This window comes from Roseateles sp. Mitsp63 (genome assembly GCF_059491535.1).
The window spans coordinates 1,555,933-1,571,034 of record NZ_CP168509.1; the positions used below are offsets into that span (position 1 = coordinate 1,555,933).

The window sequence follows — 15,102 nt, forward strand, 5'->3', positions numbered from 1 at the left end:
GATGCGGACGTCACGGCTGAAACGCGAAGCAGGCGCGGCAGCGGGGGATTCCCTCGATTTCCTGCAGGGCCCGGTCGCCGTCGGACGCGCGCTGATCGGGTGGACGGTGCTCGTCGATGGCGTCGGCGGCGTGATCGTCGAGACCGAGGCCTACGACATGGATGACGAGGCCTCGCATTGCTACGTCGGGCCGACCGCGCGCAACGCAGTCATGTTCGGGCCGCCGGGGCATGCGTACGTGTACCTGAGCTATGGCCTGCACTGGTGCCTGAACTTCGTGTGCCGTGCCCCGGGCCATGGCGCTGGCGTGCTCATCCGCGCGCTGGAGCCGACGCATGGGATCGACCGGATGATCGAGCGCCGCGGCACGACGGCCCTGCGGCTGCTCGCGTCCGGTCCCGGCCGCGTGGGGCAGGCGCTGGGCATCGACCGCTCGTTCGACGGCCTGGCGCTCGACGCGCCGCCGTTCCAGCTGCTGCCGCCGAGCGGCAAGACCGAGGTGGCCAGCGGCACGCGCATCGGCATCTCCAAGGCGGTCGACCTGCCGTGGCGGTTCGTCGCGGCGGGATCGAGATTCCTGAGCAAGCCGATCCCGCGCAACAGCGCTTCATGAGCCCGGCGGCCCGCTTGGTCGCACGGACCGGGCACGGGCGCCGCGCGCGCACTAAGGTGGCGGCATGCCGTGCCTCCCTGTCACGGCGTCCATTTCAAGGAGTGCGTCATGGGCTTCGTCGGCCTGCTGTTCTGGTTGATCCTGTTCGTGCTGTGCTGGCCGCTCGCGCTGCTGGCGCTGGTGCTGTGGCCGGTCGCGTGGCTGCTGACGCTGCCGCTGCGGCTGATCGGGCTGAGCGTCGAAGCCGTCTTCGCGCTGCTGAAGGCCATCCTCTTCCTGCCGGCCCGCGTGCTGGGCTGGCGCGAGGGGCGCTGAGCGGCGCGGCTCACTCGTTGCCCGAGGACGCGCCGTCGCAGTGGGCGCCGGAGAGGCCGTATTCCTCGAGCGCCTTGAGCCACGGCGCGCTGCATGCCACCTGGGCGGTGGCGTCGAGCAGGCGCCGGGCGCGGCGCTCATCCGGCAGGCGGACCAGCACCCGGCGCTGGATGAGCTGACGCTCCGGGAAGGAGCGCGAAGCGAAGGGCTTGGGACACGAGGTCAGCCGCACGCTGCCCGCGAACTCGGAGCGGCTCATGACCAGGAAGTCGACGCGGCCCAGGCACAGCTTCTTCAAGTTGGCGACGTGGTCCGCGGCGTCCTCGCGCTGGATCGTTCCCGAGTCGAGCAAGGGGGCTAGCAGCCGGTAGATGTGCCCGCCGATGCCTCCGAGCCGAAGGCCGGACAGGTCACGCAGCGTGGTGAGCTCCAGCGGACGGATGCTCACGAGCACGTTCTCGTCGACCATCACCGGCACGCTCCACTTGCCGCCGTCGATGGCCTCGCGGGTGAGGAATTCCGGCGAGAGGAAGAGCGCGGCGCCGTCGAAGCCGTGGCCCTCCAGCGTCAACTCGAGGCGCTTGCGTGGCAGCGTCTGGAGTTCGAGCGACAGGTCCGGCTCAAGGCGCGCGCGCAGCAGGTCGACGAGCCGCTGCGCGAGGCCTTCCTTCTTCATCGATTCCGGAAAGACGTAGGGCGGCTGCGCATAGCTGCTCACGGCGGGCAGCACCAGGGCCTTCTGAGCCCAGGCGAGCGGGAGCAGCGTCAGGCACAGCATTGCCGTGGCGAGGCGGCGGAGCAGGCGGCGAGCGCGCAGGCGGCAAGCGGTGTCCATGGCGTCACGACCCGCGGGGCCGTGCCTCTGGTCCGGAGGACCGGGAAGCGGCAATCGGCGCGCCAGGGACGCCGCCGATCTGGCGACGCTCGCGCGCAAGCGGTCCCTGGGGTTGCCCGGCGACCGAGGGCAAGATGGGATGGAGAGGGGCGCCTCAATCGCCTCGGCGCGCCAGGTAGAGGGCGATGGGAAGGGCAACCGCCATTGCGACGAAACCTGCTGGTGCCCACAGGAGGGGCGCGTCCCTGACGCGCAGGTAGACGCGAATGCCGGCAGGAGCCCAGGCGGTCAGCCCGAGGGTGATCAGCGCGGTGAGCGCGAGCAGCAGCACCCAGGCGAGGAGGTTCCGACGGCGCCTGCGTCGCAGGCTCGCACGTTGCAGCCAGCCGAACGCGAGCGTGCCCAGCAGCAGCGATGGCGCAAGCAGCCAAGCCAGGACGAGCAAGAACTCAAGCTTGGTCATGTCGCGGCGACTCAGTTCTTCGTCACCGCAGGCCGGTCGCGCCGCTGCGTTCGTTCGGGATGAACGAGTGATTTGGGCAAGCCCTTGCAATCGACTTGGCTGCAGTCGTGCCAGGTGCAGTCCGAGAACCTGCATTCGCCGTCGAGCTTGTCCCTGGCGAAGGTGCAGTCGACGAATTTGCAGCGGACAAACGTGCATCCGCCGAAGCCTGTGCCCCGAAAACTGCAGCCGTTGAACTCCACGTCCACGAACGTCGCGCAGTTGAAGAGGCCCCAGTACCACGAGGAATTCAGGAACTTGCAGCCGACGGCGATGCCGTCGAAGCCTTCCCCCTCGACATTCAAGCCATCAAAGGTGCAGTACCTGAAGACGTCGTCCTGAAGCCGATGAGGGAGTGCCTTGGGGCCGGAGAAATCGGTGCTTTCATGGAGTGTGGCCATGAAGCCGATCGTAGCGGGAGGCTTCGCGCCGAGGCACCCTTGGCCGCCGCGCCTTCACGCCACCCGCGTGAACCGCATGACCCAGTTGATCTCCCAGGTCGCGCCGTCATCGGCGGAGAAGGCCTGCTCCCACGTCGGTGCGTCGGGGTCCGTCTTGTTCCAGATGAAGCGCACCCGGATCGGCCGCCCCTCCAGCACATCCTCGGCCAGGAATTCGCCGATCGCGCCGTTGAATCGGCCCTTCACGGGCACGTCCAGCGCGTGAGGCGCGCGCCCATCGAGCCACCAGATCGCCCACAGGCCGGTGGCCGGATCGAAGGACCGGATTGCCGCCGCGCGGTAGCGGCCATCGGGCAGGTCGAGTTCGTTGTCCTCGAGATTGCCGAGGCCGCCGAGGATCGGCTGCGTCGTGCAGCGGCCGGCGAAGCTCGACCAGTCCTGGCACCCGCTCAGGCGGCGGTTCAACCGGCGATGCTCGACGGTCCAGCGGCCGAATTCGAAGTCGAAATCAGCGGCGCCAGCGGGATGGATGGTGGACATGCGGGCCTCTCGTCTGCGATGTGACGGGGCCGAGTGTCCTCAGGCCGCTGCCCAGATGTGGCAGCAGCTGACGTTCAGCGCCGGACCTTGCCGTCCTCGGTCAGGATGGTCATGTCCACGTAGCGCGAGCCCGTGTGACGCTGGCCGGAGAAGTTGATGTAGAAGCCGCCGAGGTTCAGCTCGTTCAGGCCTTCCAGGCCGCTGATGATGTTGTCCGGCGTCGGGTTGTTGCCCGCGCGGCGCAGGCCTTCCACCATCGTGCGGGCCGCGATGTAACCCTCCAGCGCGGTGTAGCCCAGTTCCTTGCCGGCGGCCTTGCTGCGCTGGATGTACTCGCTGGCGATCGGCGTCAGGCCGGAGAACGGGAACGGCACGACCTGCGACACCACCACGCCGCGCGCGTCCTTGCCCAGCTCGGCCGCCAGCGCCTGCGCGCCGACGAAGGACACGTTGTAAAAGTTGCCCAGGAAGCCGCCCTGGCGTGCCGCGCGGATGAAGGCCGCGCAGGACTTGTAGGCGGCGATCTGCACGATGCACTCCGGCTGGCCGGCCATCACCGACTTCAGCGCCGCGGCCACGTCCTGCGAATTGCGCTCCACCGTGCCCTGCGACACCGGCGCCAACTGGTGCGTCTTCAGCGCCGCCGTGACGCTGGCCAGGCCGGCCTGGCCGTAGCTGTCGTTCTGGAAGAACACCGCCACGCGCTTGATGCCGACCGAGGTGATCTGCTTGACGATCTCGGCCGCCTCGTCGTTGTAGGACGCGCGGATGTGGAAGAGGTGCCGGTTGAATGGCGTGCGCAGCGCCTCGGCGCCGGTGAAGGGCGCGACCAGCGGCAGCTTGGCCGCGGTCAGCAGCGGCACCGCCGCCAGCGTCGTCGGCGTGCCGACATAGCCGAACAGCGCGTTGACGCCGTCCGCGATGAAGCGCTTGGTGTTGGCGGCGCAGCGGTCCGGCTCATAGCCGTCGTCCAGGCTGCGCAGCTCGATGTGCCGGCCGTTGATGCCGCCGCGCTGGTTGACCTGGTCGAACACCAGCATCGCGCCTTCCTTGAACTGCTCGCCGAGCTCGCGCGCCGGGCCGCTGAAGGGGGCGGACTGACCCAGCACGATGCGCGTGTTGTCGGCGGCGAAGGCGGGCAGGCTGCCGGCTCCGGCGAGAGCAGCGAGGTTCTGAAGCAGTTGACGGCGATTCATGGGAGAGGCACGGCAGGAAAGGGGGCGGATTGTCGGCGATGTCCATGACATCTACTGTGCGAACTTCCCGCAACGGCGGATGAATCTATGTATCCAACCGTCACTGCGAGTTGGGCCGCGCGAGGAACGGATCGTTGCGGGGCGCCTCAGCGCACCAGCCGCCCGCCTGGTCCCAGCAGCGCGAAGTCCACGAAGCGCGACGGCATCTGACCCTTGCCGAAGGTCAGGCGATGGCCGCCGACATCGGTCTCGAAGCCGCGGTCCAGCAGCTCCGTCAGCGCTTGCGGCGTGAAGCTGCCCGTGCGCTCCAGGGCCTTCGTGAGCGCCTTCGCGGCGATGAAGCCCTCGAGCGAGCGCGAGGACAGGTCAGCCTCCTTGGCGTCCTTGCTCAGGCGCAGATAGTCGCGCACGACCTCGCGGTCGAGGCGGTCATCGGTCGGCAGCACCACCGAGAACGCGAAGCCGCGCGCCCGATCCGGTCCCAGCTTCGCCAGCAGCGCCTGCACGTCGATGATGGACATGCCGTACAGGCCGGCCTTGCCGCCTGCGGCCTGATAACGGCTGGTGAACTCGATCGCGGCGGCGGTCGTCGCGGCCAGGAAGATCACGTCCGGCGTCTGGCGGATCATCTCCTCCACCGGCTTGGCGACTTCCGTCGTGTTGCGCGCATAGCCCGACTGCGCGACCAGCGTGAGCCCATGCGCCTTCGCCGAGGCCAGCGCGCCGGCCAGCGCGTCGCGTCCCAGTCCGTCGTCCTGATAGACGATGCCCACGCGCTTGCGGCCCATCTCGGCGAGCTGCGAGAACAGGCGCTCGACTTCGTCGCGGTAGCTGGCCTTGACCGGGTACATGTTGCGCGCGGTCAGGATGCTGGTCGCGCCGGAGATGGCGCCGACCATGGACACGTGGCTCTTCTCGAGCACGCCGTCCTGCTTGAGGGCCTCGAGGTTGGACGTGCCGACGGTGCCGATCAAGGCGGTCGGGGCGTCCTGCGCGATCAGCTCCTTGACCAGGCGGACGGTCTCCTCGGGCTTCTGCGCGTCGTCGCGGGTGACGAACTTGATGCGCTGGCCGCGGATGCCGCCGTGCGCGTTGACGTCGTCGAGCCACAGCTTCACGCCGGCGCGGATGGCCTTGCCGGTGACGGCTTGAGGACCGCTGAAGGGCGCGACCTGGCCGATCACGATGTCGGCATGGGCGGCCGGCGCCGCGGCCAGGCAGAGGAGCGCCAGCAGACGGCGGACGCGGCGGGGAAAGGCGAGGGTCATGATCGTGACGGCGGTGCGGACGGGTCCCGCATTGTCCCCAAAGGGGAGGGGCCCGTCACAACAACGCGCCGCCGCGGCGACCGTCCGTCGCCGCTCGCGAACCGCCTCGCCGACGCCGATGCGCGAATCGCACGCGCATGCGGGGAGCCTCCGCCGGAGATCCCCCGCGCGGGGATATCAGCGCACCAGGCGGCCGCCCGAACCCAGCAGCGCGAAGTCCACGTAGCGCGACGGCATCTGCCCCTTGCCGAAGGTCAGGCGATGGCCGCCGACGTCGGTCTCGAAGCCGCGTTCCAGCGTTTCGGTCAGCGCTTGCGGCGTGGCGCTGGCGGAGCGCTCCAGCGCCTTCGTCAGTGCCTTCGCGGCGATGAAGCCCTCGAGCGAGCGCGAGGACAGGTCGGCGTCCTTGGCGTTCTGGCTCAGGCGTTGATAGTCGCGCACCACCTCGCGATCGAGGCGGTCGTCGGTGGGCAGCACCAGCGAGAACGCGAAGCCGCGCGCGCGATCGGGGCCCAGCTTCGCCAGCAGCGTCTGCATGTCGATGATGGACATGCCGTACAGCCCGGCCTTGCCGCCGGCGGCCTGGTAGCGGGTGGTGAACTCGATGGCGGCGGCGGTGGTGGCGGCCAGGAAGATCACGTCCGGCGTCTGGCGGACCATCTCGTCCACCGCCTTGCCGACCTCGGTGGAGTTGCGCGCGTAGCCCGTCTGCGCGACCAGCGTCAGGCCATGCGTCTTGGCCGAGGCCTGCGCGCCGGCCAGCGCGTCGCGTCCCAGGCCGTCGTCCTGGTAGACGATGCCCACGCGGGTGCGGCCCATTTCGGCGAGCTGCTTGAACAGGCGCTCGACTTCCTCGCGATAGCTGGCCTTGACCGGGTACATGCCGCGCGCGGTGAGCACGCTGGTCGCGCCGGAGACGGCGCCGACCATGGGCACGCGGTTCTTCTCGAGCACGCCGTCCTGCTTGAGGGCCTCGAGGTTGGTGGTGCCTACGGTGCCGATCAGCGCGACGGGCGACTCCTGGGCGATCAGTTCCTTGACCAGGCGGACCGTGTCCTCGGGCTTCTGCGCGTCGTCGCGGGTGACGAGCTTGAGGCGCTGGCCGCGGATGCCGCCGCGCGCGTTGACCTCGTCGATCCACAGCTTCGCGCCGGCGCGGATGGCCTTGCCGGTGACGGCTTGAGGACCGCTGAAGGGCGCGACCTGGCCGATCACGATGTCGGCATGGGCGGCCGGCGCCGCAGCCAGGCAAAGAAGCGCGAGCAGGCGGCGCGCGCGACGGGGAAGGGCGAGGAACATAGGGTTACTACCAAGGGATCCGAAGGGGCGGCATTGTGCTCAAGCCGACGGCACTCGCCGCCACGACTGGGCGAATCTCGCCACGTGGCCCTCGGGAATGCCGGCGGCGGAACATGCCCGGCAGGACCGCGAAGTGCCTTGCCTTCGAGGGAAAACCCTTGGTTTGAGTTCGCCCCGGCCCGCGAACCTTTCAATCGGCTTTCGTTGGCTTTACGCCACCGGAAAGGGATCGGTGATGACTTTCCCCCTGAGGGGCCGCCTTGGCCTGCTTGCCGGCGCGCCAGTGGCCCCAGGCGGCGATCAGCAGCGAGCGCTGCGTCACCACGGCGGCCACGCTCACGAGGGCGGCGCCGATCGCGTACTGCAGCGGATCGTGGACCGCGTTCATGAGCCAGCCCAGCGCGAAGAAGGGCGCGCCCAGGAGGACGTCGCGCAGCGGGATGGTCACGCCGAGCGTGCGGTACTGGTCGACGCCGCGGATCACGGCGAGCATCACGGCCGCGCACATCGTGGCCGCGACCGTGCCCCAGACGCCGTAGGCCGGCACCAGCGCGAAGCTGGCCACGCCGGCCGCCAGCGCCGACACGAGGCTGGTGGCGAAGATCGCGCCGGTGCTGCGCTGCTGCTGGTAGAGCACGTCGTAGAGCCCGCCGATGCACAGCAGGAAGACCGCCAGCAGCAGCGGCGGCACGTAGGTGCGCGCCTGGGCATAGGACGGATCGATCATCAGCGCGAAGAACGGCCGCAGGAACAGCGCGATCAGCCCCAGCGCCACCAGCCCCAGGCGCGCATAGGCACCCAGCGCGCGGCGATAGAAGGCCAGGTGCTCCTCGTGGTCGCCGTGCGAGGACTGGCGCAGCACCGCGTCCTGCCAGGCCATGTAGTAGGTGATGTTGAGCATGGCCACCACGGCGGGCAGCTTGTCGGAGACGGCGAAGTCCGCCACTTCCTGCAGCCCATGCGAATGGCCCAGCGTGTAGCGGCCGATCATGCGGATCACCCACCAGCTCACCGCGGCCGGCACCAGCGGCAGCGAGTAGGCCAGCATCGGCTTGAGCACCGCCAGCGAGAACAGCCGCGGCCGCACCAGGCGCGCGCCGGTGTCCTTGCAGAGCAGGTAGATCAGCATGGCGGTGGAGGCCGCGGCCATCGCGCCCAGGTAGCCGAGCGCGCCGAGCTTGAACACGCCCAGCAGCAGCAGGCTGCTGCCGGCCATCGCGCTGGCGTTGACGATGGCCGCGCCGGCGTAGGCCGAGCGGTCCCCGACCACGCGCGTGGTCTGCTGGAAGAACTCGGCGGGGATGCGCAGCACGGTCCAGGCCAGCAGCAGCCAGGGATGCGGCAGCGGGATGCCGGCCAGCGCCAGCACGCCCCACACCAGGGCCGAGCCGGCGATCGCGTTGATCGTCGTCAGGCCCAGCACCGAGGTGATCATCGCGGCGCGGCGGCCGGTGTCGGGCTCGTCCCAGAGCGCGCGGTAGAGGGCGTCGAACAGCCGCAGCGTCACGAGGGTGCCGAACAGCGTCGAGCCGGTCAACACCAGGTCCACGTAGCCGTAGGCCTCCTTGCTGAGCACGGCGGTGTAGAACGGCAGCATCAGGAAGCCGGCGAAGCGGGTGAACAGCATGCCCACGGCATACAGGCCCACGCCGCGCAGCAGCGCGGCCTCGCGGCTCGGACCGGTTCCTGGTTTCACGGCGCTCAATCGGATTCCTTCAAGGGCGGCTTTGCGCGCCGCGGCGCGAGGGAGCGGCATTGTGCAACTGCCCCGTGGCGGTTCCGGCGCGGTGGCGCAGCGCCACGATGGCGATGCCGATCAGCGCCAGCCAGCTTTCATTGAACGCCTCGAGGAAGGCCGCGGCGCTCCGGTCGGAGGACAGGGCGATGCTCGCCATCGACGCCACGCCGGCGCCGAGGTAGGCGGCCATGAGGGAGCCGCCGCGAGGCAGCCGGGGGCGAAGCAGTCGAAGGGAACGCAGGTAGAGGAGGGCGCCGGCAAGCCCGCATAGCACCCTCAAGACGACGAGGCTCCATGGGTCGCCAGCGATCGCGCGGAGTGCGAAGGCCCAGTCTCCTTGTCCCGTGACGCCGGAATAGATCAGATACCCGGCGCCCCAGCAGGCATTGAAAGCCACGAACAGGGCCAGCGCCTCGCGGAGGCGGGCGCGCGGATCGAGCCGGAACAGCAGGATGCCGCCGATGAGCGCCGCGATCAGGTTGGCCAGCGGCCCCGCGACATCGACCCAGGCGCTGCCCGGGGCGCAGCGGAACACGGCGGAGTTCAGGGCGGCGATCTGTCCGCCGAGGAGCCTGCAGGTGCCGCCGTGACCGATGCCTTCGTGGATCAGGCAGGCGGCGAGGAACGCGAGGCCGCCCAATGTCGCGTGGCGGATGAACTGTGGCGTCGAAGGCATGGGGCAGGTGCTTGACGAGGGGGGAGCGCGGACCGGCGAGGGGCCGGCGGCGACCGCGGTCGCGGACTGTACAGGGAGCGCCACGCTGTTACGCTCTCGGCCCCGTCGAAGGTTTCCTCATGCAGACCAGCTCTCCCGTCAAAATCGTCGCCGGCCTCGCGGCCGTCCTCCTGGCCGTCGTCGGCGTGATCCTGGCCGCCAAGCTGCATCGCGGCGCGGAGGAGATGTTCTCGGGCATGCGGCTCCATTCGCGATCGGCGAGCGCGCCGGCGGCACGCCCGGCGGATGCGGGCGCAACGGCGTCAGGGGTGCGCGTGATTCCGATCGGTGTCGCCGACAAGCCGGCCTCGGCGAATGCGGGTCGGTCCGGCGGCGGCTGAGGGAGTCGTCGCGCCATGCGCCTCCCTTGAGACGCGCCGAGAGAAAGGAATCCGCCCCATGAGCTACGACCTGTTCGTCTTCGATCCGGAGCAGGCGCCCCAGGATCGCGAGGGCTTCAACGCCTGGTACGAAGAGCAGTCCAGTCATGAAGAGGCGCATTCCTACGATGACCCCGCGGTATCGGCACCGCAGCTTCGGGCGTGGTTCACGGACATGATCCAGACCTTTCCCGCGTTGAATGGACCTTTCGCGTCGAACGAGCTTCCGGAGGACGAATCGTCCGTGACGGACTACAGCATCGGGCAGTCGCTCATCTACGCCTGCTTCAGGTGGTCCAAGGCCGAGCAGGCGCATGAGGCCGTCTTCAATCTCGCGGCAAAGCATGGCGTCGGTTTCTGCGACGCGAGTTCCGACCGCGGAGAAGTCTGGCTGCCCGATGGCATCGGGGGCCTGTCACTGGCCCATTCAGCGCCTTGAAACGCGCCGTCCGCCGTCTTCGCCCACAACGAGCTGATCAGCTACGAGGCGCTCGGCCTGTGCGGACTCGGCGGCGCCTGCGTCGTCACGCTGTACGAGCGAGCCTGACCGGCGCCGCCGACGCGAACGCCGCCAGCCGCTGCGCATAGGGATCCAGCGCGTCCTCCGGTTGCTCGACCGTCAGCCCGGAGATCGCCGCGAATCGCTCGGGCGTCACCAGCCCGCGTTCCATCAACTCGTCCACCAGCGCGAGCAGCGCACCGCGATGCGCGTCGATCAGCGCCGTGGCGCGCGCGTGCTCGCCCTGGAGCAGGACCTCGACCAGCGCGTTGGTGGCCTCCACGTCGGTGCAGAGGTTGTCCTCGCTGTCGGCGGACACGTCAGTGCGGCCGATGCGCTCGCCATGTCCGAGGTGGCGCAACATGCGCGCCGCCGTCTCGGTGGCTTTGCGCAGGTCGCTCTCGGCGCCGCTCGAACTCAGCTCCGGACCGAACACCAGCAGCTCCGCCGCGCGGCCGGCCAGGCTGGTGCAGATTGAATCCAGCAGATTGCGGCGCGACCACACCTGGCGCGACGTGTAGGCGTTGTAGCCGCCTTGGAAGCTCGCGACGTGGATCTTGATCTCGCGTGGCGCGCGCCCGAACAGCAGCGCATGCACCAGCCCGTGACCAGCCTCGTGCACGGCCAGCAGCGCCCGGAAGTCGGCGTTGCTGCGCTGGCGCAGGCGGCTGATCTCGAAGGGCGCGCCGATCGACGTCGATTGCCCGCGCCACCGCGCGACCAGACCGCGGCCATCGGCCGCGAGGTCCACCTGGTCGCCCGCCTCGGCGCCGCGCTCGATCGCCCACAGCGCGGCCTTGGCCAGCCCCGTGCCCAGGATCGCGTGCAACGACGAGAACAGCGGCCGCGTGCCTTGCGCCGGAAAGACGGCGTTGGCGTAGATCTGCTCGCGCACGCTCGCCTCCAGCGCGAAGCGCAGGCCGCATCGGGCCTCCGTCTCGCGGGCATAGCGCGCGCAGCCCTGCGCGATCACCTGCTCATAGGCCCGCCGCGACAGCGACGGATAGATCACGTGCTCATTGCCCAGCCGCGCGACCTGCTCCGGCTTGAAGCGCCGGTTGAGCGCCTGCTTGACGTCGATGACGCTCAGCTTGCCGGTCAGCGCATGGAAGGTGTCGGCATCGCTGTCGCAGTCGTGCACGCTGGTGGCCAGGTCCTCGTACATCTCGTCGAGGTTGCCGCACACGAAGATCAGCAGGCGGCTGTAGTCGGTGTCCCATTGCTGCTGGCCACGCTCGCGGAACTCTCGCAGGCGATCCTGGATCTGCTCCGGCGACCACGACATGATCTCCATCAGCGGCTCGTCGAGCTTGAGCTGCCGCTGCAGCTCCTGCGCCTCCCAGCTGCGCAGCTTGAAGCGCAGCTTGGCTTCGCTGGCTTCCACGCGCTCCGCGTCGAAGGCGGCCTCGGCGATGGACGACTCGATGTCGCCCAGCAGCGAGAGCGCCGGCGGCAGCCGGCCGTCGGAGAGCAGCGCCCAGACGTCCTGGTAGCGCTCGACGCGCAGCTCGCTGCGCTTGGCGTCGATGGTGCGGAAGCGCTGGAACTCGTCGAGCGCGAGGATGCCGGGCTCACCCTCGCGCACGCCGGACTGGCCGAGCATGCCGGAGATGCTCTGCGCGCCGCGCCAGCCCGCGCCGTTGGAGAAACCGTCCATCTGGACCTCGACGAAGCGGTCGTAGAAACCCAGCAGCTGCGCCAGGCGGCGCACCAGCTGCGTCTTGCCGGTGCCGGTCAGGCCCCACAGGCAGACGATGACGGGACGCGTGACCAGCTCGGGCAGCACGTACCAGGCGCGCACCGAATCGATGACGCGGTCGATGATGGCGTCGATGCCGAACAGTTCGGTCTTGAGCTGGGCGGCGACGGTCTGCAGCTGCTGGTTTCTCTGCGCCAGCTGCCCACGCAGGGTGGTGGATTCATTCATTCCAATCCTCTTGCCGCAGCAGCGCCTGCAGCGCCACGCGGTCGGCGCGGCGCTGGGCGCCACGGCTCTGGATGTGCTGGCCCGCGCCGCGCATGCCACGCTGGCCGAGCGCGCGCGCCACGGGGTCGCGCGCGCCGGGGCTCGTCTCGAGCACCAGCGTCATCGGCTGTTTCATGCGGCGCAGGGCCTTGACCCGCCCCTCCTGGAGGGCGCGGGAACGGAGTTGTGCACTCATTGCGGTTTCCGAAAAGCAGAAGCCCCGGCTCAAGGGCGGCGGGGCTTTGCATGCCACGCGGTCTGAGGCCGTATCTGGGAACAGACACGGTTCAGCCGGGGCTCGGGAACCGTGTTCAGTCGATCGTCGAGATGAACAGGGAGGACATAGGGGGATCTCCGTCATGCGGGCGCTGTCGTGGGCGCCTTCAGCAATGGGGCGCGATGATGCGCAGGCCGGGCTCGCCGGACAAGTGAGAAGAGACACCCCCGTTGCGGCGAGCCAACGGGGGCGGGCGCCATCAGGCGCAGCAGCGCTTGGGCGTCCCCGTCGCGGCGGCGAGCTGGACGCGCTCGGACAGTTCCGCGGCGCTCTCCTTGCGCTCGCTGTAGCGGTTCAGCAGATAGGGGCCCAGGTCGCGGGTCAGCAGCGTGAACTTCACGAGCTCCTCCATCACGTCGACCACGCGGTCGTAGAACGGCGACGGCTTCATCCGTCCTTCCTCCGTGAATTCGGCGAAGGCCTTGGCGACGGACGACTGGTTGGGGATGGTCAGCATGCGCATCCAGCGGCCCAGCACCCGCATCTGGTTCACCGCGTTGAAGGACTGCGAGCCGCCTGACACCTGCATCACCGCCAAGGTCTTGCCTTGCGTCGGCCGCACCGAGCCCGTCGACAGCGGGATCCAGTCGATCTGCGTCTTCATGATCCCCGTCATCGCGCCATGCCGCTCCGGCGAGCACCAGACCATGCCTTCGGACCAGGCCGCCAGCTCGCGCAGCTCCTGCACCTTCGGATGGGTCGCGGGCGCGTCGTCGGGCAGGGGCAGCCCGGACGGATGGAAGATCCGGACCTCCGCGCCCATCGCCTCCAGCAGGCGGGCCGCCTCGAAGGTCAGCAGCCGGCTGTAGGAGCGCTCCCGCAGCGAGCCGTAGAGCATCAGGATGCGCGGCCGGTGCCCGGATGGCGCCGGCGCGGTCAGCTGCGATGCGGCGGGGACGTCGAACAGGCCGGCGTCCAGCGCGGGGAAGGTGGCGTCGGGAAAGAGGAGGTCAGACATGGCGTGCGGCGGATGAGGAAGGGGATGAGGTCTTGCCCGCGCCGTGCGGCGGCGAGAGCAGGCGATGCGCCCCGACGGCGGCCGCCGCGCCGATGAACTCGGCCACGACGAACCCGGGGGCGCTGGCGGGGGCGATGCCGGCGAAGCTGTCGCTGAACATGCGGCCGAACACGGCCGCCGGATTCGCGAAGGAGGTCGAGGCGGTGAACCAGTAGGCCGCGCCGATGTAGGCCGCGACCATGGCCGCCACGCGCGCGGCCGGCGCGCGCAGGATGACCAGCAGCAGTCCGAAGGTGGCGACGCTTTCCGCGATCCATTGCCCCATGCCGCTTCTCGCCTTGGCCGAGAACTGCAGCAGGCTCATGTCGAACATCGCGTGGGCCAGCCAGGCGCCCAGCACGGCGCCGCCGAGTTGCGCGAGGACATAGGGCATCAGCGCCGCGCCCGCCAGCTCGCCGCGGCAGGCCATGACCACGCTCACGGCCGGATTGAAGTGCGCGCCGCTGACGGGGCCCAGCACCTCGATCAGGATGTACAGCCCGCCGACCGTGGCCAGGGCGTTGGCCAGCAGCGCGAGGCCCGCATTGCCGCCGCACAGGCGTTCGGCCATCACGCCGGAACCGATCACGACGGCCAGCAGCAGCGCCGTTCCCAGCGCCTCGGCGAAGAGCTTGCGGAAGAGATCCATCGTGTCAGCTCCGCCCGATCTCGCCGAGCGCGCGTTGCAGCGCGGCCCTGTCCATGGACTCGAACGGCAACTGCGCCAGCTGCAGCATGCGATAGCCCACGGCCTGGCGCGTCAACTCGAAGGCCTGGCGCTTTCCCGCCTCGCCGCCGGCGGCGTTGGACGGGTCCGGATAGCCCCAATGCACCTTGACCGGCTGGCCGCTGCCGCCGAAGAACACGGGGCACTGCTCGGCCGCGGCGCTGTCGCACACGGTGATCACCAGCGACAGCGGCGGCGCGTCCGCGGTCGTGAACTCGTCCCAGCTCTTGCTGCGATGGCCGGCCGTGTCGATTCCGGCGCCATGCAGCGCCTCGAGGGCCAGCGGATTGACCCGGCCGCTGGGCGCGCTGCCCGCGCTGAAGGCGCGGAGGTCCTTGCCCAGCCGGCGCGCCCAGTGATTGAGCATGCCCTCGGCAAGCACGCTGCGCGCGGAGTTGTGGGTGCAGAGGATGAGGACGTTGATCGTCATGGTCTGGTCGTCGGTGTTGGCGCGTCGATGCGAAGCGGATCAGCAGCAGCCGCTCGATGCCGGCTCGACCGCGCAAGGCGTGCCCTGGCAGCAGTTCTGCGTGAGGTAGCCCAGGAGGTCGTTCATGCGCGGATAGGCGGCGCGGTAGATGAGATGGCGGCTGGCGCGCTCCTGCGTGACCAGCCCCGACGCGAGCAGCTCCTTCAGATGGAAGGACAGCGTGGCGGGAGGAACCCCGAGCGCCTCCTGGATGGCCCCCGGCGTCAGGCCGGTCTCGCCGACGACCACGAGCGCCCGGAATACCTGCAGGCGCAGCGGTTGCGCCAGCGCGCCCAGGGCGCGAACGACTTCGTCTTCACTCATATTTCGAGAATATTCGAAATGATGAATGAAGGCAACCCGGC

General features: G+C 69.6%; 19 protein-coding genes. 4 read left to right on the plus strand and 15 right to left on the minus strand.

Annotated elements, in window-relative coordinates:
• Position 1 precedes the first annotated feature (1 nt).
• On the plus strand, positions 2–613 hold the full coding sequence (locus tag ACEN96_RS06760) for a DNA-3-methyladenine glycosylase (RefSeq protein ID WP_495587272.1): 612 nt from the start codon (positions 2–4) through the stop codon (positions 611–613).
• 108 nt (positions 614–721) lie between these two features.
• A complete protein-coding gene (locus ACEN96_RS06765) occupies positions 722–928 on the plus strand; it encodes a hypothetical protein (RefSeq protein ID WP_495587273.1) in 207 nt (68 codons plus the stop codon).
• Positions 929–938: 10 nt separating this feature from the next.
• On the opposite strand, the gene ACEN96_RS06770 is transcribed toward ACEN96_RS06765, so the two are convergent.
• The 9 genes from ACEN96_RS06770 to ACEN96_RS06810 form a co-directional block, all read right to left on the minus strand.
• On the minus strand, positions 939–1,763 hold the full coding sequence (locus tag ACEN96_RS06770) for a hypothetical protein (protein ID WP_495587274.1): 825 nt from the start codon (positions 1,761–1,763) through the stop codon (positions 939–941).
• Positions 1,764–1,917: 154 nt separating this feature from the next.
• On the minus strand, positions 1,918–2,226 hold the full coding sequence (locus ACEN96_RS06775; RefSeq protein ID WP_495587275.1) for a hypothetical protein: 309 nt from the start codon (positions 2,224–2,226) through the stop codon (positions 1,918–1,920).
• Between the two features lie 11 nt (positions 2,227–2,237).
• The gene (locus tag ACEN96_RS06780; protein ID WP_495587276.1) at positions 2,238–2,666 is read right to left on the minus strand and encodes a pentapeptide repeat-containing protein; all 429 of its coding nucleotides are present in this window, start codon (positions 2,664–2,666) and stop codon (positions 2,238–2,240) included.
• Positions 2,667–2,720: 54 nt separating this feature from the next.
• On the minus strand, positions 2,721–3,206 hold the full coding sequence (locus ACEN96_RS06785; RefSeq protein WP_495587277.1) for a DUF1579 domain-containing protein: 486 nt from the start codon (positions 3,204–3,206) through the stop codon (positions 2,721–2,723).
• Between the two features lie 74 nt (positions 3,207–3,280).
• The gene (locus ACEN96_RS06790; RefSeq protein ID WP_495587278.1) at positions 3,281–4,402 is read right to left on the minus strand and encodes an ABC transporter substrate-binding protein; all 1,122 of its coding nucleotides are present in this window, start codon (positions 4,400–4,402) and stop codon (positions 3,281–3,283) included.
• Positions 4,403–4,548: 146 nt separating this feature from the next.
• A complete protein-coding gene (locus ACEN96_RS06795; protein WP_495587279.1) occupies positions 4,549–5,670 on the minus strand; it encodes an ABC transporter substrate-binding protein in 1,122 nt (373 codons plus the stop codon).
• Positions 5,671–5,847: 177 nt separating this feature from the next.
• Positions 5,848–6,969: an ABC transporter substrate-binding protein gene (locus tag ACEN96_RS06800; RefSeq protein ID WP_495587280.1), complete on the minus strand. Its 1,122-nt coding sequence runs from the start codon at positions 6,967–6,969 to the stop codon at positions 5,848–5,850.
• Positions 6,970–7,159: 190 nt separating this feature from the next.
• On the minus strand, positions 7,160–8,674 hold the full coding sequence (locus ACEN96_RS06805) for a lipopolysaccharide biosynthesis protein (RefSeq protein WP_495587281.1): 1,515 nt from the start codon (positions 8,672–8,674) through the stop codon (positions 7,160–7,162).
• A gap of 10 nt (positions 8,675–8,684) precedes the next feature.
• Positions 8,685–9,383: a hypothetical protein gene (locus ACEN96_RS06810; protein WP_495587282.1), complete on the minus strand. Its 699-nt coding sequence runs from the start codon at positions 9,381–9,383 to the stop codon at positions 8,685–8,687.
• A gap of 119 nt (positions 9,384–9,502) precedes the next feature.
• On the opposite strand from ACEN96_RS06810, the gene ACEN96_RS06815 reads away from it, so the two are divergent.
• Positions 9,503–9,763, plus strand: a complete 261-nt coding sequence (locus tag ACEN96_RS06815) for a hypothetical protein (protein ID WP_495587283.1) — start codon at positions 9,503–9,505, stop codon at positions 9,761–9,763.
• Positions 9,764–9,821: 58 nt separating this feature from the next.
• Positions 9,822–10,241, plus strand: a complete 420-nt coding sequence (locus ACEN96_RS06820; RefSeq protein ID WP_495587284.1) for a hypothetical protein — start codon at positions 9,822–9,824, stop codon at positions 10,239–10,241.
• 85 nt (positions 10,242–10,326) lie between these two features.
• On the opposite strand, the gene ACEN96_RS06825 is transcribed toward ACEN96_RS06820, so the two are convergent.
• The 6 genes from ACEN96_RS06825 to ACEN96_RS06850 all read right to left on the minus strand — a co-directional run bounded on the left by ACEN96_RS06825 (position 10,327) and on the right by ACEN96_RS06850 (position 15,061).
• Entirely contained in the window at positions 10,327–12,228 is a 1,902-nt protein-coding gene (locus ACEN96_RS06825; RefSeq protein ID WP_495587285.1) for an ATP-binding protein, read from the minus strand.
• Positions 12,221–12,463, minus strand: a complete 243-nt coding sequence (locus ACEN96_RS06830) for a hypothetical protein (protein ID WP_495587286.1) — start codon at positions 12,461–12,463, stop codon at positions 12,221–12,223. Before ACEN96_RS06830 ends, ACEN96_RS06825 begins: the two co-directional genes overlap by 8 nt.
• A gap of 280 nt (positions 12,464–12,743) precedes the next feature.
• The gene (gene arsH / locus ACEN96_RS06835; protein ID WP_495587287.1) at positions 12,744–13,502 is read right to left on the minus strand and encodes an arsenical resistance protein ArsH; all 759 of its coding nucleotides are present in this window, start codon (positions 13,500–13,502) and stop codon (positions 12,744–12,746) included.
• Positions 13,495–14,190 carry an aquaporin gene (locus tag ACEN96_RS06840; RefSeq protein WP_495587288.1) on the minus strand — a complete coding sequence of 232 codons (696 nt, stop codon included), beginning with the start codon at positions 14,188–14,190 and terminating at the stop codon, positions 13,495–13,497. Before ACEN96_RS06840 ends, arsH begins: the two co-directional genes overlap by 8 nt.
• A gap of 4 nt (positions 14,191–14,194) precedes the next feature.
• Complete coding sequence (locus ACEN96_RS06845; protein WP_495587289.1) at positions 14,195–14,698, minus strand: arsenate reductase ArsC; 504 nt, start codon at positions 14,696–14,698, stop codon at positions 14,195–14,197.
• A 39-nt stretch (positions 14,699–14,737) separates the two neighbouring features.
• The gene (locus tag ACEN96_RS06850; protein WP_495587290.1) at positions 14,738–15,061 is read right to left on the minus strand and encodes an ArsR/SmtB family transcription factor; all 324 of its coding nucleotides are present in this window, start codon (positions 15,059–15,061) and stop codon (positions 14,738–14,740) included.
• Positions 15,062–15,102: the final 41 nt, after the last annotated feature.